This is a genomic window from Roseomonas sp. KE0001 (assembly GCF_016107285.1).
Taxonomy (GTDB): domain Bacteria; phylum Pseudomonadota; class Alphaproteobacteria; order Acetobacterales; family Acetobacteraceae; genus Pseudoroseomonas.
The window spans coordinates 64,740-82,378 of sequence record NZ_RCVQ01000005.1 but is presented as its reverse complement, the minus strand read 5'-3'; the positions used below and the strand labels follow the sequence as shown (position 1 = coordinate 82,378).

Here is a 17,639-nt window from a genome sequence, read left to right as displayed (position 1 = left end):
GGTGATCCTTGAGGGGCGCATCAGAGCCAGAGGACCTTGCGCCGCAGGTCCAGATCGTCCCGCAGCAGGCGGGATTCGCCGCGCCAGGTCACCGCGCCGCGCTCCAGCGCCACGGTGCTGTCCGACAGCGCCAGGGCGAGGTCGAGGTTGTGGTCGACGATGATGATGGAGATGTCCTTGCGCAGCCTGTCGAAGGCTTCGAACAGCTCCTCCGTGACGGCGGGGGAGAGCCCCTCGAAGGGCTCGTCGAGCAGCAGCAGGCGCGTGTCGCCGGACAGCGCGCGCGCGACCGCGACCATCTGCTGCTCGCCGCCGGACAGGGCGTCGGCCGGGGTGCGCCAGCGCTGCCTGAGGCGCGGGAAGGCTTCCAGCACCCGCTCCTCCGACCAGTGCTCGCCGGCGCCGGTCAGCCGCTTCAGCCGGCCGAGCGCCAGGTTCTCGGCCACCGACATGCCGGCGAAGAGGCCACGCCCCTGGGGCACGAAGCCGATGCCGCGCCGGGCGATGCGGTCGGCTGGCAGGCCCGCGATCTCCTCGCCGGCCAGGGTCATGCTGCCGCTGGCGGGCCGGGCGATGCCCATGATGCTCTTCAGCAGGGTGGACTTGCCGGCGCCGTTGCGGCCGAGGAGCGCCAGGATCTCGCCCTGCTTCACGGCGAGGTCCACGCCCTGCAGGATGTGGCTCTTGCCATAGAAGGTGTTGATGCCCTCGAGCCGCAGCAGATCCTCGGGCCGCGCCGAGGAGGTGCGCGGCCGCGCCGCGATGGCGCTGGTGCCGGAGCCGAGATAGACCGCCTGCACCCGCTGATCGGTGCGGGCATCCTCGACCGTGCCGTCCACCAGCACCTCGCCGTCGTTCATCACCGTCACGCGGTCGGCCAGGGCGAAGACGCGGTCGATGTCGTGCTCGACCAGCAGCACCGGGATATCGGCCGAGATGCGCTTGATCAGCTCGCCGACGCGGGCGCGCTCGGCGGTGGCCAGGCCGGCCAGCGGCTCGTCGAGCAGCAGCAGGCGCGGGCGGGTGGCGACGGCCACCGCCATGTCCACCAGCCGCTGCCCGCCATAGGAGAGGGCGCCGGCCTCGGCCTTCTCGATGCCGGCCAGGCCCATCCAGCGCAGCAGCGTCGCCGTGTCGTCGTTCATGTCGTCGTATTCGCGGGCATCGTGCCAGAGGCCGAAGCGGGCCGCGTGCCGCGCCTGGATGGCGAGGCGGAGATTCTCCTCGATGCTGAGGCCGGGGAAGAGGTTGGTGATCTGGAAGGAGCGGCCGATGCCGGCGCGGGTGATGCGCTGCGGCTCGAAGCCGGTGATGTCGCGCTGGTCCAGCATCACCCGGCCCTTGTCGGGCGGGAACATGCCGGAGATCAGGTTGAAGGCGGTGGTCTTGCCGGCGCCGTTCGGGCCGATCAGGGCATGCAGCGTGCGGTCGGCCATCTCGAAGCCGACGCCGCGCACGGCGTGGATGCGGCCGAAGCTCTTCTCCAGCCCCTCGACGCGCAGCACCGGCCCCTGCGCCACGCCGGGCCGGACGAACCGGTTCGGCACGGGGGAGGGATCGACGGTGCGCCGCGCCGACATGGCCGCGTCCTCGACCTCCTTGCGGCGGAAGGGCGCGAGGAGGCGCCGGCCGACACCGACCAGCCCGTTCGGCGAGAAGACGATGAAGCCGACGAAGAGCAGGCCGAAGACCAGCAGCCAGTTCGCCGTGTAGATCGAGAGGAACTCGCGGAACAGGATGTAGAAGAGGGCGCCCAGGGCGGGCCCGAGAAAGCTGCGCATGCCGCCGATGACGACCATGGCCAGCATCTCGCCCGAGAAGGCGATGGCGATGGGCTCGGCGGAGGCGAAGCGGTGGTTGAAGGCGGCGAGCACGCCGGCCAGGCCGGTGACGCTGGCCGAGAGGGTGAAGGCCAGCAGCTTGTAGCGGTCGGTATCGTAGCCCAGGAAGCGGGCCCGCTGCTCGTTCTCGCGGATGGCGACGAGCACGGTGCCGACCGGCGCGCTGTGGAAGCGCCAGAGGAGATAGACCACGCCGAGGCCGATGGCGGCGACGGCGGTGTAGTAGAGGGCCGCGCTGTCGAGCACGGCGTAGCGGGTGATGCCGCCGAAGCCGTTCTCGCCGCCGGTGAGCGAGGTCCAGCGGAAGGCGATGGTGAAGAGCATCGCCGTCAGCGCGAGGGTCAGCAGGGAGAAGTAGACGCCGCGGCGGCGCAGGATCAGCAGGCCGGCGAGGCAGGCCAGGGCGGCCACCACCAGCACGGCGCCGAGGCCGGGGAGCAGCATGTCGCCCGGGAAGAGGCTGCGCTGCAGGATGCCGGCCGCGTAGGCGCCGATGCCGAACCAGGCGCCATGGCCGAAGGAGACCAGGCCGGTATGGCCGACCAGGATGTTCAGCCCCATGGCCGCGATGGCGAAGATCGCCACATCGGTGGCCGAGACCAGGGTCAGGCCGAGCGCCGGCAGCAGGAAGGGCAGGATGATCAGCGCCGCGAGGGCGATCAGCAGCGGGCGGATGTCGCGGGTCATGATGCTCACTCGAACTTCGCGATGCGTTCGCCGAACAGGCCGCGCGGGCGCAGCAGCAGGACGAGCAGCATGAGGAGGTAGATCGAGGCCTCGGTGGCCGGCGGGAAGGCATAGGCGGCGATGCCGCGCACCACGCCGACGATGATGGCGGCGACCACCACGCCCCAGAAGGAACCGAGGCCGCCGATGACCACGACGACGAAGGCGAAGGTCAGCACCTCGGCGCCCATAGCCGGATGCACGCCGAGCACCGGCGCCAGCATGACGCCGGCCAGCGCCGCGAGCCCGACCGCGATCATCACCACGGCCGACATGTAGGGACGGAGCGAGATGCCGAGCGCGCCCACCATGTCGGGGTTCTGCACGCCGGCCCGCACCACGCGGCCGAAATGGGTCTTGCGTAGCAGCAGCCAGAGGCCGAGCACGCAGAGCGCCGCCACGCCCAGGATCATCAGCCGGTAGCGCGAATAGATGAAGTCGCCCACCTCCACCTGGCCGCGCAGCGCGGCCGGGATGGAGAAGGGGATCGGCGCCGCGCCGAAGACCATGCGCAGCGTCTGCTCCGCCACCATCGCCAGGCCGAAGGTGAGCAGCAGGGAGAGCACCGGGTCCGCCCGGTAGAAGCGCCGCAGGAGGAAGCGCTCGATCACCAGGCCCAGCAACGCCACGAGCACCGGCACGGCGATGAAGGCGCCGCCGAAGCCGAGGCTCGGCGCCAGCGCCACGGTCAGATAGGCGCCGATGGCGTAGAAGGCGCCATGCGCCAGGTTGACGATGCCGCCCAGGCTGAAGATCAGCGAGAGGCCGAGGGCGATCAGCAGGTAGTAGGCGCCGATCAGCAGGCCGTTGAGGACCTGCTCCAGCAGATCGAAGAATTCCAAGGGAAGGGCTCCTGCGACGCGACGGGGAACGGCGCCGGGAGGGCCCGGCGCCTCGGCATCAGCTGGGGAAGGTGCAGCTCGCCTCGTCCGGCGTGGAGGCGATCGCCTCCAGGCTCTCGCCCGGCCCCGGGATCGGCGGCGAGGAGGTGAAGATGTCGAAGCGGTCCTTCTGCTCGGCGGGGGGCAGGGCGGAGATCGCGTACATCTCCGTCATGATCTGGTTGTCGCGCGCGCGGAAGTAGCTCTCGCGGTCCTTCAGCACATTGAACCTGGCGCCCTTCTGCAGATGCTCGACGACCTTGGCGACGTCGTTGCTCTTCAGCTCGTTCATCGACTGCGCCAGGATCTTCACGGCGTTGTAGTCGCCCCAGGCCTGGTTCTCCGGTGGCCGGCCGAAGCGGCCGCGGAAGTCGGCGGTGAACTTCTTCGCCGCCGCGTTCTCCAGCCGGTGGTGCCACATGGTCGGCCAGGTGCCGAGGAAGTTGCCCGATCCCGCGCCCCAGGCCAGCGCCGTGTCGAAGCCGAAGCCGGCCACCGGCATGGCGAGGCCGAACTCGGAATACTGCTTCAGGAAGTTGGTGATCTGCGCGCCGGCGAGGTTCGCCACCACCACATCCGGCCGCGCCCGGCGCAGCTTCAGCAGGAAGGGCGAGAAGTCCGTCAGGTCGGTCGGGATCAGGTCCTCATTGGCGATGGTGCCACCATTCTCGCCGAGGAAGCGCTTGGCGACCTTCAGCAGGTCGTGGCCGAAGGCGTAGTCGGCGGTCAGGGCATAGGCCTTCTTGTCGCGGATCAGCCCCTTCTCCATCAGGGCGCGGCCGACCGCCTTCACGTACATCGAGTTCTGGCCCTCGATGTGGAACATGTTGCGGCGGCAGTCGGTGCTGCGGAGCGCGTCGGAATTGGCGCCGGTGTTGATGAACATGGCGCCTTCGCGCTGCACGACCTGGCCGATGGCGAGCGCCGAGGCGGAGTTGATCTCGCCCAGGATGTAGCGGATCCCGTCACGCTGGATGTAGCGCTCCGCCTTGGAATTGGCGGTCTGCGGATTGACGCTGTCCTCGAAGCTGATCTCCAGCTTGCGGCCGTTGATGCCGCCGCCGGCATTGACCTCGTCCATCGCCAGCGTCGCCGCCTGCACGGCGAACTCGCCAAGCGGCCCGAGGAAGCCGGTGCGCGGTGTCAGGTGGCCGAAGCGCAGCGTGTCGGACTGCGCCCGGGAGATGGCGGGGGCGCCCAGCAGGGCGGCGGCGCCGAGCAGGGCACCGCGCCGCGTCACGCGGGGGAGTTCGGTCATTCTCTCGGTTCCTCTCCGTGGCGGAATTCTGTGATCCCGCTTCTTGACCGATCACGGATCGTGATCTGTGATCACAGCAAGGCTTGCCCATCGCCGCCGGCTTGTCCAGAGAGAATCCGTGAACCACGCCATCGCCAGCCTGCCCGTGCTCGAGCGCCGTACCCTGGCGGAGGCCGCCTATGCGCATCTGCGCGAGCTGCTGATCTCAGGCCGGGTCGCGCCCGGCGAGCGGCTGTCGCTGCGCGACCTGTCGGAGGCGCTGGGCGTCTCGGTCATGCCGGTGCGGGAGGCGGTCAGCCGGTTGATCGCCGACCGGGCGCTGGAGGTGGCGCCGAACCGCGCCGTTCAGGTGCCGCGCCTGACGCGTGGCCAGTTCCAGGAGCTGGCCCAGGTGCGGGCCGGCATCGAGGGCTGGGCGGCGGGGTTGGCGGCGGAGCGGTGCGATGCGCGCGCCCTGGAGGCGATCACGGCGGCGGAGGCGGCGGCGCGGCTGGACCGCTCGGCGCCGGAGACCGGGCGGGTGGTGGCGCTGAACCGCGACTTCCACTTCGCCGTCTATGCCGCGGCAGGCCTGCCGACCCTTCTGGAGGTGATCGGCGGTCTGTGGCTCAAGGCGGGGCCGGTGATCAACCTCGACCTGCGCCACTCGCGCGACCGGCTGACCGCCGGTCATGCGGCGCGATGCCATGCCGAGGCGCTGGCGGCCATCCGGCGCGGCGATGCCGGGGCGGCGCGTGCCGCCATCGCCGAGGACATCGTCCGCGCCGCGGAGTTCATCATCGACAAGGGCGGCCTACCGCCCGGCTGAAGGAGGAACGGCATCATGGATCTGGGCATCGAGGGGCTGCGCGTGCTGGTCACGGCGGGGGCGGCGGGGATCGGCCGCGCCGTCGCCGAGGCCTTCGCGGAAGAGGGCGCGAAGGTCTTCACCTGCGACCTGGACGAGGCGGGGCTGGCGACGCTGCCGGCCGGCATCGGCCATCGCCGCGCCGATGTGGCCGACCGGCGCGAGGTGGCGGCGCTGTTCGAGGCGGCGCTGGCGCAGCTCGGCGGGCTCGACGTGCTGGTGAACAACGCCGGCATCGCCGGGCCGACCGGGCGGCTGGAGGAGATCAACCCGGAGGACTGGGACCGCTGCCTGGAGGTCTGCCTGACCAGCCAGTTCAATTGCGCCCGGCTGGCCATCCCGCATCTGCGCCGCTCGGGCAATGCCAGCATCGTCAACCTCTCCTCGGCCGCCGGCCGGCATGGCTTCGCGCTGCGCGCGCCCTACGCGGCCGCCAAATGGGGCGTGATCGGGCTGACCAAGTCGCTCGCCATCGAGCTGGGCGATGACGGCATCCGGGTGAACGCCATCCTGCCGGGGCTGGTCGCCGGGGACCGGCAACGGCGCGTGCTGGAGGCCAAGGCGCAGCAGAAGGGCATCAGCTTCGCGGAGATGGAGCGGCTTGCCTTCTCCTTCACCTCCATCAAGGACTATGTCACGCCGCGACAGCTGGCGGACCAGATCCTCTTCCTGGCCAGCCCGCGCGGGCGGACCATCTCCGGCCAGGCGATCAGCATCGACGGCGATACGCGCATGCTGTCCTGAAAAGGAATTTTACATAATATATCTTATGCAGCTTGTGGCCCGCTGCCTTGGCCTGGCGCCGGCGCGTCCCCTCAGGCCGCGCCCCCTCAGGCCATGTCGGTCCAGTAGGTCCCCTCCATAGGGACCGTGGCGAAGCGCTCGTTCAGCACGGCCTGGCTGGCCGCCGGATCAAGCGCCGCCGCGGCCTGCGGATGGAACCAGCGGGCCATGGCTTCCACGGCGATGACATGGGTCGGCGAATCATTGAAGCCGTGCCACAGCGCATGCGCCCGCCCACCCTGCACCGCCGGCAGGCTGCCCAGGTTCTGGCGGCGGATGACCTCCTCCAGGCTGGCGCGCGCCGCCGCCGCCTCGACGCCCACGCCGAGGCTGACCCCGCCGCGCCCCCCGAAGGGCCCGCCCGTGGCCACATAGACATCCGGATTGCGCGCCAGCACGGCTTCGAGGTTGAGCTGCCCGGTCTCCGCCGGCAGGGTCTCGGCGCCGATGTTCCGCCCGCCGGCCGCCTGGATCAGGTCGTCGAAGACCCCGCGCCCGGGCGAGTAGCAGCAATCCGTGCCGCCCGCATGGACGTGCATGAAAACCGAGGGCCGCGACGCGGCTCCGGCGAGCACGGTCCGGACCGCCTGCATGCGGCCGCGATGGAAGGCCAGCAGCGCCTGGGCCTGGGCCTCGCGGCCGATCAGCGTGCCGAGTGTCTCGAGGCTCGGCTCCGTGTCGCGCAGCGGCGCGATGAAGAAGTCGATGACGGCGGCCGGAATGCCGGCGGTTTCCAGACTCCGCAGCAGACCCTGCGCCCCGGCCTCGCCCAGTGCCATCAGGTTGCGGCGGCTCAGCAGCACGAGGTCCGGCCGCGCCGCCAGGATCATCTCCAGCGAGGCGCCGCCCAGGTTCTGGCCGAGGTTCGGCAACTGGTCGAGCGCGGGGAAGCGCTGCCGGTACTTGGCGTATTCTCGGGCCTCGCCACGCCGCATGTCCTCGCTCCAGGCGACGACCAGGCTGGCGGGATCGGGATGCAGGAGATTGAGCACCGCCAGGTGCCGCCCCTGCCCCAGCACCACCCGGCGCGCCGGGCGCGGCAGCGCCACTTCCCGCCCCAGCAGGTCGCGGGCCCGCACCGGCGCCTCGGCCCGCGCCAGCCGGGGCGTGGCCAGAAGCGGCGATGCCAGGAGGGGGATGGCCATGCCCGCCGCGCCGCTCAGCAGCCGGCGCCGCGACAATCCCGTCCCGCCCGCGCATCCAGCCGCCATACCCTGCCCTTCCATCATGTTCCTGCCCCGCGACCATAGCCGCGCGCCCGCGGCGCACAAGCCACGCCGCCGGTTTGACAGCCCCGCGTGGCGGGGGCGACGATGCCGGCCATTCAGATCGCCAGCGAAGACCGACGGACCCCCATGGACAATGCCCTGCTCGACGCGCTGAGGCGTCACGAAGCCGAATTCATCGCGCTGCGCCAGGACCTGCACCGCCATCCCGAACTCGGCTTCCAGGAGCATCGCACCGCCGGCATCGTCGCCGGCAGGCTGCGCGACTGGGGGTTCGAGGTGACGACCGGCCTGGCCGGCACCGGCATCGTCGGCACGCTGCGCGGCCGCCGGCCTGGGCAAGGCGCCATCGCGCTGCGGGCCGACATGGACGCCCTGCCGATCCACGAGGCCACCGGCCTGCCCTATGCCTCGGAGCGGGACGGGATGATGCATGCCTGCGGCCATGACGGGCACACCGCCATGCTGCTGGCGGCCGCCCGCCACCTGGCGGAGAATCCGGATTTCGGCGGCACGCTGCACGTCATCTTCCAGCCGGCCGAGGAGAATCTCGGCGGCGGCCGCGCCATGGTCGAGCAGGGTCTGTTCGACCGCTTTCCCTGCGACGCCGTCTTCGGCCTGCACAACGAGCCGGGCCTGCCGGTCGGGCATTTCGCCACGCGCGCGGGGCCGATGCTCGCCGCGATGGACAGCTGGGCGGTGGAGTTCCGGGGCACCGGCGGGCACGGCGCCATGCCGCACCGCGCGACCGACCCCACCCTGGCCCAGGCGCAGTTCCTGCTGACGCTGCAGGCCGCCATCGGGCGCAACATCCCGGCGCTGGAGGCGGCGGTGATCAGCGCCGGCTACATCTCGGCCGGCACGCCGGCGGCGCCGAACGTGATCCCCGCCAGCGTGGTGCTGGGCGGCACGGCGCGGACCTTCCGGTCAGAGGTGCGCGACATCCTGGAGCGCCGGCTGCGCGAACTGGCCGAGGCCGCCGCCCTGGCGCAGGGCTGCACCGCGACCATCCGCTTCGAGGCCGAGTATCCGGTGCTGGTCAATTCCGCGGCGGAAGCGGCGCGCGCCGCCGATGCCGCCGCCGCCCTGGCCGGGGAGGCCGCGGTGCGGCGCGAGGCGGCGCCGATCACCGCCGCCGAGGACTTCGCCTACATGCTGCAGCGCAGGCCCGGCGCCTTCATGATGACCGGCAACGGCACCAGCCCGGATGGCGTCCTGCGCCCCGTGCACACGCCGCTCTACGACTTCAACGACGCCGCCCTGATCCATGGCGCCGCCTATTGGGTGACGCTGGCGCGGCGGGAGCTGGCCTGAGCCCCCGCCGGCCCGCTCAGGCCGCGTTGCCGGCGCGGATCGCCTCGGTGAAGGAGGCGTCCAGCAGATCGGCCGCCGCGATGCGCCGCCGCACCAGCCGGGCGCGGGTGTAGAGGTCGATGTTGCGCTGCTCGTCCGCCGCCACGCTGTCGTCGATCGGCACGACGCGGGTGCGCGCGCGGGCGAACCAGTGCTCGGCCACCGGCTGCGGAATGTTCATCAGCGCCGACCAGGACCGGGCATAGGCCGGGATATTGGCATTGGCCCAGGCCCGGGCCTGCGCCAGGCGGCGGACGAACTCGGCCAGATCGTCGCGCCGCGCCGCGATGGCGTCGTCCCGCGCCGCCTGGAAGGACAGGCCCGGCGTCAGCTGGCCGCCATGCACCACGCGCCGGCCGCCGGCCAGCACCTCCTCCTGGCTGACATAGGGCTCCCAGGTGGACCAGGCATCGACGGCGCCACGCGCATAGGCCGCCTTGGCATCGGCCGGCAGCAGGAAGACCAGCTCCACCGCGTCGGTGCCAAGTCCGGCCTCCTCCAGCGCCGCCAGCACCAGCTGATGGCCGATGGAGCCGCGCCCCGTGGCGATCTTCCTGCCCTTCAGATCATCGAGGGAGCGGACCGGGCTGTCCTTCGGCACCACGATGGCCAACCCCTCGCGGTTCTCCCGCGTGGCGGCGATGGCCTTGGCCGGCACCCCGGCGGCGGCGCCGAAGGTGAAGGGGGCATCGCCCACCAGCCCGGTGTCGATGGCGCCGGCATTCAGCGCCTCGACCAGCGGAGCGGCGGCGGGGAACTCGCTCCAGGCGAAGCGCTCCTCGACGCCCTTCAGCACCCCCGCCGCTTCCATCACGGCGCGGGCATTGCCGCGCTGGTCGCCAACCCGCAGGGGCGTCTGCGCCCGCAGGAGGCGCGGCGCGCCCAGGCCCGTGGAAAGCCCCGCGCCCAGCGCGGCACCGGAAAGGATCAAGCTGCGGCGGCGGATCATTCGGCGGCCACGCCCTGCTGCTGGCGGGCCAGCCGCTCCGCGACCAGCCGGCGCGTGGCCGGCAGCAGGGAGCGGCCATACTCCACCGCGTCCTCCAGCGGGTCGAAGCCGCGGATCAGGAAGGTGGTCACGCCCAGCGCGTGGTATTCGAGGAAGGCCTCGGCCACCTGCTCGGGCGTGCCGACCAGGGCGGTGGTGTTGCCGCGCGCGCCGGTCTCCCGCGCGATGGCGGTGTAGAGCCGCCCCTCCGGCCGGTCGCCTAGAGCGGCCGCGGCCAGCAGGCGCTGCGAGCCGGCGTTCTGCGGCTGGCCGTTCGCCGGGCCCAGCGCCGCCGCGCCGCGCACCCGCCGCACCTCGGCCAGGATACGCTCCGCCTTGGCCCAGGCGGCCTCCTCCGTCTCCGCCAGGATCGGGCGGAAGGACAGGCTGAAGCGCACCTGCCGCCCATGCTTCGCCGCCTCGGCGCGCACCCGCGTCACGATCTCGCGCACCTGGGCCTGCGTCTCGCCCCAGAGCGCATAGACATCGGCATGCCGGCCGGCGACGCGCAGCGCCGCTTCCGAGGCACCGCCGAAATAGACCGGGATGTGCGGGCGGCGGACCGTCCGGACCTCGGGCGAGGCCCCCTTGATGCGATAATACGCGCCCTCGTGATCGACCGGCTGCCGTGCCGTCCAGATCGACTTCAGGATCGAGACGTACTCATCCGTGCGGGCGTAGCGGGAATCCTTGTCCAGCCAGTCGCCGTCGCGCGCCTGGTCGGCATCGTCGCCGCCGGAGATGACATGGATGGCGGCACGGCCGCCGCTGAGCTGGTCCAGGGTGGCGAAGGCGCGGGCGGCGGTGCTGGGCGCCTGGAAGCCGGGCCGGTGCGCCACCAGGAAGCCCACCTTCCGGGTCTGCGCCGCCAGCCAGGAGGCCAGTTCCAGCCCGTCCGGGCCGTTGCTGTACCAGCCGATCAGCATGCGGTCGAAGCCCGCCTCGTCATGCGCGCGCGCCGAGGCCAGGAGATAGGCGGGATCGATCGCCTCGCCCTGCGCCGGATGGATCTCCGACTGCTCGCGCGGCTGGATCATGCCGATGAATTCAAGGGCGCCCGTCGGGTTCGGGTCGGTCTGGGTCATGGCGGATCTCCTCTGTCAGGCCAGCCCGAGGGCGGCCCGCCCGGCGGCGAGCCAGGCACTGTCGGGTTGCGGCGTATGGATGCGGGCGCACAGCACATCACGCAGATGCCGCTCCAACGGGTTGGCACGGGCCAGCGCGTGATTGCCGCAGAGCGCCACGGCCTGCTGCACCACGGCGATGGCGTTCTCCGCCGCCAGGGTCTTGATCAGGCCGTAATCGGACACGGCCATGCTCTCGCGCCGGGCGGCATCGGCCACCAGCCGGTCATTGGCCAGCAGCAGCGCCTCGATCCGGCCGACCGCCTCCTGCATGCGGGGCAGCGTGGCGAGCGGCGCGCCCAGGCTGGCCGGCGCGCGCTGGCGCAGGAAGTCGAGCAGCCAGTCGCGCGCGGCCTGCGCCACGCCGGTATAGAGCGCCGCGATCAGCAGGGTGTTCCAGGCGACCTGCTCGGCATCCGGGCGGCCCCAGGCGGCGGGCGGACGGAAGTCGATGGCATGGTCGAGGGGCAGCAGCACCTCCTCGAAGACCACATCGTGGCTGCCGGAGGCCCGCAACCCCGCCTGATCCCAGCTCTCCTCGATGCGCAGCCCGGCGGCGCCGGCCGGAACCAGCGCGATGCCGGTGCGCGGCTCGGCCTCCTCGGTGCGGCACCAGACCAGCATCCAGGACAGCGCCGGCGCGCCGGTCGAGTAGATCTTGCGGCCGTTGAGCCGCCAGCCCTCGGGGGTGCGGCGCAGGGTGGTGGCGGGCAGGCCGCCGCGTGCCGGCGTGCCGAGCTCGGGCTCGACCCGCAGCGCATTGACCAGTTCGCCGCGCTCGACCGCGCCGCGCCCGAGCAGGACGCGCAGATGCTCCGGCCAGCCGGCACTGCGGGCGATCGCCTGATGCTGGATGAACTGCATGGCCAGCACCAGGGCCGTGGCCGGGCAGCCGCGACCGATGGCGCGCACCACCGCGACGGCACGCGGCAGCCCGGCGCCCTCGCCACCCTCCTGCGGACGGACGGTCATTCCCAGCAGGCCGGCCTTGTGGAGCGCGGCGAAGTTCTCGTGCGGAAAGCTGCCCTCCCGGTCATGCGCCGCCGCTCCCCTGGCGAAGGCCTGCGCCAGGGTCTCGAGGCTGTCGGGACGATAGGACAGGCCATCCATGCGAGCGGAACCTTCCGATAGGGCGGGGCGAGACGCGAGATCGGAAGGTAGGCGCGCTGTATTTACCGATAAATAGGCGCTATTTTCGAATTCTGCGGCGCAGGGAGATGATTATTCCCCGAAGGCGGCCCGCCGAGGAAATCTATCCCTCATCGCCGCCGCGCCGGCGGAAGGCACCGGCCTCCAGCGGCAGGGCGGTGGTGTGCTTGATCCGCTCCATGGCGAAGCGCGAGGTGACGTTGCGCAGCGGGACGCTGGCGATCAGGCGCTTGTAGAGCCTGTCGAAGGCGGCCATGTCGGGCACGGTCACCCGCAGCATGTAGTCGACCTCGCCGGCCATGCGGTAGACCTCCATGATCTCGGGGATCTGCCGCACCAGCGTGGCGAAGCGCTCCAGCCATTCCGGGGAGTGATCGCCCGCCTCGATGGCCACGAAGACCGAGAGGCCGAGGCCCACCTTGTCCGGCGCCACCAGGCCCACCCGCCCGGTCAGCACGCCCGCCGCCTCGAGTTTCTGGATGCGCTTCCAGCAGGGCGTCGGCGACAGGCCCACCCGGTCGGCCAGTTGCGCGATCGGCAGGGTGGCGTCCTGCTGCAGCAGCGCCAGGAGCTTCTGGTCGATTTCGTCCATCAACATCGGAGGATGGTCCTCAGCCCTGGGCCTGATGCCGTCGCAGCGCCGCCGGGGAGAGGTCCGGGCGCACCACGGCATTGGCCAGCAGGAGCAGGATGCAGGCCAGCGGCACGCAGGAGACGAAGCCGAGATGGCCGAAGCTGAGCGCCCCCGCCACCCCGCCGCCGAAGAAGCTGGCCAGCAGCCCCAGGAGCAGGCGCAGCTTGGCCCGGTCGGCGCGGATGAAGGGGCGGTCCGGCGTCCGGCGGTCGCGGTTCCAGTAGACCAGCTTGCCGAGCTCGATGCCGATATCGGTGACGATGCCGGTCACATGGGTGGTGCGGATGCGCGCGCCGGAGATCTTGGTGATGGTGGCGTTCTGCAGCCCCATCAGGAAGCAGAGCAACGGCACGGCGGGGATCGCCACGCGCTCGCTCTGCGCCCAGGCGCCCAGCAGGCCGAAGGCGGCGAGCAGCGCGACCTCCAGCAGCAGCGGCGCGGCGAAGGGATTGCGCCGGAAGCGGCGGCGGCCCCAGTTCACCAGCAGGGCCGCGGTGGCCGCGCCGCCGAGGAAGGCGAGCAGCGCCACGAGCCCGCCCAGCATCAGCGCCACGCCGCCCACCGCCAGATGGTCCGCCATGGCGGAGACATTGCCCGACATGTGCGAGGTGTACTGCCCGACCAGCATGAAGCCGCCGGCATTGATGGCGCCGGCGATGAAGGTGAGCGTCAGGCCGAACTGCGCCTCGCTCGCCTCGGCGATCAGCAGCCGCGGCCCGGGGCGCGCGGCGTGGCGCTCCTCCCCCCGCCCCGCCGCCATCACCCTGGGCCTGCCCCTTCGGCCCCGGCCTCCGCCATCCGCAGGGCCGCCAGGATGCGGTCCCGCGTCCCGGCATCGGCCGCGTCCAGCGCCGCACGCAGGCGGCGCATCTGGCGGCGGGCGCTGTAGAGCTGGTCCAGCAGGGAGAGCACGACCGGCATCGCCTCCTCATCCAGGGCCAGGCCCTGGCGAAGCTCGTGGATCAGCCGGGCGCGCGCCACGTCGATCTCGCGCAGGCGGTAGTGGCCGGGGCCGCCCTCGGCGCGCAGCCAAGCGCGGCCGATCCAGAGTTCCACCTCCTCGCCGCGCAGCCCCTGGATACTGTGGCAGAGAGTCTCGATGGTGATCATCGCCTAATCCACCATGCCCTGTCGCGGATTGAAGGGGTGTTCCGCACTCCACTCCCGCAGGAAGTCCTCCAGCCGCTGATCCACCTCGCCCCGGACGATGCGCAGGGAGACATAGGCATCGCCCGCCGGCCGCCCGCCGTGCGCCGGTACGCCGCGCCCGCGCAGCCGCAGCCGGGTGCCGCTGTCGGAGTGGCGGGGCACCGTGACGCTGACCGGCCCGCCCGGCGTCGGCACCGTGATCCTGCCGCCGAGCACGGCCTCGGAATAGGTCACCGGCACCTCCAGCTGGATGTCGTTGCCCTCGCGGCGGAAGATGGCGTGCGGACGGATGCCGATCTCGATCAGCGCGTCCCCCGCCTTGCCATCCGGCCCGGCGGCGCCGCCCTGGCCGCGCAGGCGCAGGATCTGCCCTTCCTCGATGCCGGCCGGCACCCGCACCTCCAGCGTCTTGCCGGTGGGCAGCGTCAGGCGCTGCGTGCCGCCGTTCACCGCGTCGAGGAAGTCCAGCTCCAGCCGGTAGTGCTCGTCGCGGCCCTGGCGGGGACCGGCGCCGCCCCGGCCCGGGCCTTGTCCCGGCCCCTGGCCTCTGCCGAACAGGTCGGCGAAGATGTCGCCCAGATCCTCGGGGTCGAAGCCGGCATAGGCGCCGGAGGCACCCGCGCCCGCCGCGCCGGGCCGGTAGCGCGGTCCCTGCCCGCCCTCGGCATAGCTGCGGTAGGAGGCGTGTTCCGGCTGCCGCTCCTGACCCGCCGCGTCGATCTCGCCACGATCGTAGCGGGCCCGCTGCTCCGCGTCGGACAGCAGCGCATGCGCGGCCGAGGCCTCCTTGAAGCGCTCCTCGGCCGCCTTGTCCCCGGGATTGAGATCGGGGTGGTGGCGCTTGGCCAGCTTGCGGTAGGCGGAGCGGATCTCGTCCTCACCCGCCGTCCGGGCCACGCCCAGCACCTGATAGGGATCCTTGGCCGCCATTCCTGTCTCAACTCCGTCGGCGGCCGCCGCGATGCCGCCCTGCCTCTCCTTCCAAGATAGGCGCGGTCACGCTGGAATGAACAGCGGTCGCGGCGCTGCAACATTCTGTGGCTGGACGGAAGCCCCGTTGGCCTTGCTACCCTGGCGTGCATGTCCTCCGCCGCTTCGCCTCTGCAAGCCGAGATCCGCTTCGGCCTGGGCCTCCGGCCGGATCGCCCTCCGCCGGCCGATCCCCTGGCCTGGCTCGACGCCCAGCTCGAGGCGCCGGACCGCGCGCCGCCGGCCCCGCCGGCCCCGCCGGGACGATCCACGCCCGGCGATCTCGCCGAGGGCTACCGCATCTGGGCGGAGCAGGATGCCATGCGGCCCTTCGAGCCGGGGCAGAAGCGGCCGCTCGAGCTCTACTTCGTCGATGAGGCGAGCACCGCGCTCGGCTGGCGCATCGACAGCGAGGCACCCTATCGCGAGCGCCTGGTGGCGTTCTGGACCAATCATTTCACCGTCAGCAAGCGCGGCGGCACGGGGGTCACGGCGGCGCTGCCCGACTTCGTGCGGCACGCCATCCGCCCGCATGTCACCGGCCGCTTCACGGAGATGCTGCTGGCGGTGGAGCGGCACCCGGCCATGCTGAGCTACCTCAACCAGAACTCCTCGGTCGGCCCGAACAGCCGCTTCGGCCGGCGCAGCGGGCGCGGGCTGAACGAGAACCTGGCGCGCGAGATCCTGGAACTGCACACCGTCAGCCCGGCGTCCGGCTATACCCAGGCGGATGTCACCGCCTTCGCCCGGCTGCTCACCGGCTGGGGCGTGCAGCGGAACCGCGAGCCCTTCGGCGCCGTGTTCCGCGTCGCCAACCACGAGCCGGGCGCCAAGACGCTGATGGGCCGGCGCTTCGAGGAGGGCGAGGCCGCCAGCGAGGCCGCGCTGCGCTTCCTGGCCGAGCATCCGGCGACGCACCGGCACCTCGCCGTCAAGCTCGCACGGCACTTCGTGGCCGACGACCCGCCGCCCGCCGCCGTGGCCCGCATCGAGGCGGTGCTGCGCGACACGGGGGGCGACCTGCTGGCCGTGTCCCGTGCCCTGCCCCGCCTGCCGGAGGCCTGGGCGCCGCCCCTGGGCAAGCTGCGGGCGCCGCAGGACTACATCGTCGCCGCCCTGCGTGCCTGCGGCGCCGAGGGCGAACGCCTGGCCCGCTTCGCCTTCGGCGCCTGCCACGCGCTGAACCAGCCGCTCTGGGTGGCGCCGCAACCCAATGGCTGGCCGGACCTGGCCTCGGCCTGGCTGGGACCCGAGCCGCTGCTGCGCCGGCTGGACTGGTCCTACGACCTGGCGGGCCGCTTCACCCGCGCCGAGCCCATGGCGCTGCTGGAGGCGGCACTCGGCCTCCTGGCCTCGGCCGAGACGCGCGCCGCGGTCCGGCGGGCCGGCGCCCCGCGCGATGCCATCGCCCTGCTTCTCGCCAGCCCGGAGTTCCAGCGCCGATGAGCCAGACGAATCCTCATCTGCCGCGCCTCGGCCGGCGTGGCCTTCTGCTCGGCCTCTCCGCCCTGGCCGTGGCGGGCAATGCCCGCCTGGCCCTGGCCTCCGGCGCCCCGCCGGCCAGCCATGCCGAGCACCGCCTCGTCGTGGTGCTGTTGCGCGGGGCGATGGACGGCATGGCCCTGCTCGCCCCCTATGGCGATCCCGACTACCGCGCGCTGCGCGGCGCCGTCGCCCTGCCCGAGCCGGGGCAGGAGGATGGCCTGCTGGAGTGCGGCGGCTTCTTCGGCCTGCATCCCCGGCTGGGCGGGATGCACCGCTGCTTCCGGGAAGGGTCTCTGCTGCCGATCCACGCCGTGGCCGGCCCCTACCGCAACCGCAGTCATTTCGAGGCGCAGGACATGATGGAGAGCGGCACCGACCACCGGCTCTCCTCCGGCTGGCTCAACCGCGCCCTGGCCGGCCTGCCCGCGCGGCCGGCCGGACGGCCCGAGGCGGCACTCGCCCTCGGCCTCGACCTGCCCCTGCTGATGCGCGGACCGCAGCCGGTGGGCATGTGGGCGCCCCCGCGCCGGCTGCGGCCGGATCCCGACCTCTACGCCCGGATGGCGGACCTGCTGCATGCCGATCCGCTGCTGGGTCCCTCCCTGCGGGAGGGGCTGCGCGGGCGCGGCTATGCCGAGGGCGTGCTGGGCGGGGCGCCGCCGGCCAAGGGCGGCTTCGCGGCGCTGGCCGGCACCGCCGGACGGTTGCTGGCGGCACCAGGCGGGCCGCGCGTCGCCGCGCTGGAGATGGGCGGCTGGGACACCCACGTCGACCAGACGCGGCGCATGGATCCCGTGCTCGGCCAGCTCGACGAGGGGCTGATGGCCTTGCGCGAAACGCTCGGCGAGGCGGCGTGGAACCAGACCGCCATCCTGGTGATGACCGAGTTCGGCCGCACCGCCCGCGCCAATGGCGACAAGGGCACCGATCATGGCACCGGCGGCGCGGCGCTGCTCGCCGGCGGCGCGATACGCGGTGGCCGGGTGCTGGCGGACTGGCCGGGCCTGGCGGAGTCCCAACTCTACGAGAAGCGCGACCTGCAGCCGACGCGGGATCTGCGGGCCATCGCCAAGGGCCTGTTGCGGGATCATCTCGGCCTCGATGCCAGGGCCATTGCCGCCGCCTTTCCGGACAGCGGCGAAGTGGCACCGGAGGCGGGCCTGCTGCGGGGCTGATCGCCTTTGGCTTCCAGCCTTAAAGGACCGTCATAAGCACCTGATCCTGAA

The 17,639-nt window shown here is 72.3% G+C and carries 16 protein-coding genes; 5 read left to right on the top strand and 11 right to left on the bottom strand.

The genetic code is table 11. From position 1 onward, the window contains the following. Positions 1-20: 20 nt before the first annotated feature. Genes D9598_RS11530 through D9598_RS11520 form a run of 3 tightly spaced genes read right to left on the bottom strand, consistent with a single transcriptional unit; the run spans position 21 to position 4,706 of the window. Positions 21-2,528: a branched-chain amino acid ABC transporter ATP-binding protein/permease gene (locus tag D9598_RS11530; RefSeq protein ID WP_198366917.1), complete on the bottom strand. Its 2,508-nt coding sequence runs from the start codon at positions 2,526-2,528 to the stop codon at positions 21-23. 5 nt (positions 2,529-2,533) lie between these two features. Beyond that, on the bottom strand, positions 2,534-3,409 hold the full coding sequence (locus tag D9598_RS11525; protein ID WP_198366663.1) for a branched-chain amino acid ABC transporter permease: 876 nt from the start codon (positions 3,407-3,409) through the stop codon (positions 2,534-2,536). A 58-nt stretch (positions 3,410-3,467) separates the two neighbouring features. Further along, a complete protein-coding gene (locus D9598_RS11520) occupies positions 3,468-4,706 on the bottom strand; it encodes an ABC transporter substrate-binding protein (RefSeq protein ID WP_198366662.1) in 1,239 nt (412 codons plus the stop codon). A gap of 118 nt (positions 4,707-4,824) precedes the next feature. Between D9598_RS11520 and D9598_RS11515 the strand changes: the two genes are divergently transcribed. Together D9598_RS11515 and D9598_RS11510 are read left to right on the top strand one after the other, a co-directional pair. Next, on the top strand, positions 4,825-5,514 hold the full coding sequence (locus D9598_RS11515; RefSeq protein WP_198366661.1) for a GntR family transcriptional regulator: 690 nt from the start codon (positions 4,825-4,827) through the stop codon (positions 5,512-5,514). A gap of 15 nt (positions 5,515-5,529) precedes the next feature. Next, the gene (locus tag D9598_RS11510) at positions 5,530-6,297 is read left to right on the top strand and encodes an SDR family oxidoreductase (RefSeq protein ID WP_198366660.1); all 768 of its coding nucleotides are present in this window, start codon (positions 5,530-5,532) and stop codon (positions 6,295-6,297) included. A gap of 86 nt (positions 6,298-6,383) precedes the next feature. On the opposite strand, the gene D9598_RS11505 is transcribed toward D9598_RS11510, so the two are convergent. Then, entirely contained in the window at positions 6,384-7,481 is a 1,098-nt protein-coding gene (locus D9598_RS11505; RefSeq protein WP_198366659.1) for an ABC transporter substrate-binding protein, read from the bottom strand. A gap of 210 nt (positions 7,482-7,691) precedes the next feature. Between D9598_RS11505 and D9598_RS11500 the strand changes: the two genes are divergently transcribed. After that, positions 7,692-8,876: a M20 aminoacylase family protein gene (locus tag D9598_RS11500; RefSeq protein ID WP_198366658.1), complete on the top strand. Its 1,185-nt coding sequence runs from the start codon at positions 7,692-7,694 to the stop codon at positions 8,874-8,876. Positions 8,877-8,892: 16 nt separating this feature from the next. Here D9598_RS11500 and D9598_RS11495 read toward each other — a convergent pair whose 3' ends face one another. The 7 genes from D9598_RS11495 to D9598_RS11465 all read right to left on the bottom strand — a co-directional run bounded on the left by D9598_RS11495 (position 8,893) and on the right by D9598_RS11465 (position 14,889). After that, positions 8,893-9,846 (bottom strand): ABC transporter substrate-binding protein, encoded by a 954-nt coding sequence (locus D9598_RS11495; protein WP_232477143.1) that lies wholly within the window; start codon positions 9,844-9,846, stop codon positions 8,893-8,895. A 14-nt stretch (positions 9,847-9,860) separates the two neighbouring features. Then, positions 9,861-10,988: an LLM class flavin-dependent oxidoreductase gene (locus D9598_RS11490; protein ID WP_198366656.1), complete on the bottom strand. Its 1,128-nt coding sequence runs from the start codon at positions 10,986-10,988 to the stop codon at positions 9,861-9,863. Positions 10,989-11,003: 15 nt separating this feature from the next. Next, positions 11,004-12,137, bottom strand: coding sequence for an acyl-CoA dehydrogenase family protein (locus tag D9598_RS11485; protein ID WP_198366655.1), 1,134 nt, complete (start codon positions 12,135-12,137; stop codon positions 11,004-11,006). Positions 12,138-12,279: 142 nt separating this feature from the next. Next, positions 12,280-12,774 (bottom strand): Lrp/AsnC family transcriptional regulator, encoded by a 495-nt coding sequence (locus D9598_RS11480; RefSeq protein WP_304621603.1) that lies wholly within the window; start codon positions 12,772-12,774, stop codon positions 12,280-12,282. Positions 12,775-12,787: 13 nt separating this feature from the next. After that, positions 12,788-13,570 carry a YoaK family protein gene (locus tag D9598_RS11475; protein WP_198366654.1) on the bottom strand — a complete coding sequence of 261 codons (783 nt, stop codon included), beginning with the start codon at positions 13,568-13,570 and terminating at the stop codon, positions 12,788-12,790. Then, positions 13,570-13,920 carry a chaperone modulator CbpM gene (locus D9598_RS11470; RefSeq protein ID WP_198366653.1) on the bottom strand — a complete coding sequence of 117 codons (351 nt, stop codon included), beginning with the start codon at positions 13,918-13,920 and terminating at the stop codon, positions 13,570-13,572. Before D9598_RS11470 ends, D9598_RS11475 begins: the two co-directional genes overlap by 1 nt. 3 nt (positions 13,921-13,923) lie before the next feature. Beyond that, positions 13,924-14,889 (bottom strand): DnaJ C-terminal domain-containing protein, encoded by a 966-nt coding sequence (locus tag D9598_RS11465; RefSeq protein ID WP_198366652.1) that lies wholly within the window; start codon positions 14,887-14,889, stop codon positions 13,924-13,926. A gap of 150 nt (positions 14,890-15,039) precedes the next feature. Between D9598_RS11465 and D9598_RS11460 the strand changes: the two genes are divergently transcribed. Both D9598_RS11460 and D9598_RS11455 read left to right on the top strand, forming a co-directional pair. Next, entirely contained in the window at positions 15,040-16,374 is a 1,335-nt protein-coding gene (locus D9598_RS11460) for a DUF1800 family protein (protein ID WP_198366651.1), read from the top strand. Next, positions 16,371-17,588, top strand: a complete 1,218-nt coding sequence (locus D9598_RS11455) for a DUF1501 domain-containing protein (protein WP_198366650.1) — start codon at positions 16,371-16,373, stop codon at positions 17,586-17,588. The genes D9598_RS11460 and D9598_RS11455 overlap by 4 nt, the downstream gene beginning before the upstream one ends. Positions 17,589-17,639: the final 51 nt, after the last annotated feature.

Excerpts from the sequence above, each read along its gene's own strand:
- D9598_RS11530 (WP_198366917.1), bottom strand. The coding sequence starts at position 2,528 with ATGACCCGCGACATCCGCCCGCTGCTGATCGCCCTCGCGGCGCTGATC.
- D9598_RS11520 (WP_198366662.1), bottom strand. The coding sequence starts at position 4,706 with ATGACCGAACTCCCCCGCGTGACGCGGCGCGGTGCCCTGCTCGGCGCC.
- D9598_RS11510 (WP_198366660.1), top strand. The coding sequence starts at position 5,530 with ATGGATCTGGGCATCGAGGGGCTGCGCGTGCTGGTCACGGCGGGGGCG.
- D9598_RS11505 (WP_198366659.1), bottom strand. The coding sequence starts at position 7,481 with ATGGCCATCCCCCTCCTGGCATCGCCGCTTCTGGCCACGCCCCGGCTG.
- D9598_RS11500 (WP_198366658.1), top strand. The coding sequence starts at position 7,692 with ATGGACAATGCCCTGCTCGACGCGCTGAGGCGTCACGAAGCCGAATTC.
- D9598_RS11490 (WP_198366656.1), bottom strand. The coding sequence starts at position 10,988 with ATGACCCAGACCGACCCGAACCCGACGGGCGCCCTTGAATTCATCGGC.
- D9598_RS11485 (WP_198366655.1), bottom strand. The coding sequence starts at position 12,137 with ATGGATGGCCTGTCCTATCGTCCCGACAGCCTCGAGACCCTGGCGCAG.
- D9598_RS11480 (WP_304621603.1), bottom strand. The coding sequence starts at position 12,774 with ATGTTGATGGACGAAATCGACCAGAAGCTCCTGGCGCTGCTGCAGCAG.
- D9598_RS11475 (WP_198366654.1), bottom strand. The coding sequence starts at position 13,570 with ATGGCGGCGGGGCGGGGGGAGGAGCGCCACGCCGCGCGCCCCGGGCCG.
- D9598_RS11470 (WP_198366653.1), bottom strand. The coding sequence starts at position 13,920 with ATGATCACCATCGAGACTCTCTGCCACAGTATCCAGGGGCTGCGCGGC.
- D9598_RS11465 (WP_198366652.1), bottom strand. The coding sequence starts at position 14,889 with ATGGCGGCCAAGGATCCCTATCAGGTGCTGGGCGTGGCCCGGACGGCG.
- D9598_RS11460 (WP_198366651.1), top strand. The coding sequence starts at position 15,040 with ATGTCCTCCGCCGCTTCGCCTCTGCAAGCCGAGATCCGCTTCGGCCTG.
- D9598_RS11455 (WP_198366650.1), top strand. The coding sequence starts at position 16,371 with ATGAGCCAGACGAATCCTCATCTGCCGCGCCTCGGCCGGCGTGGCCTT.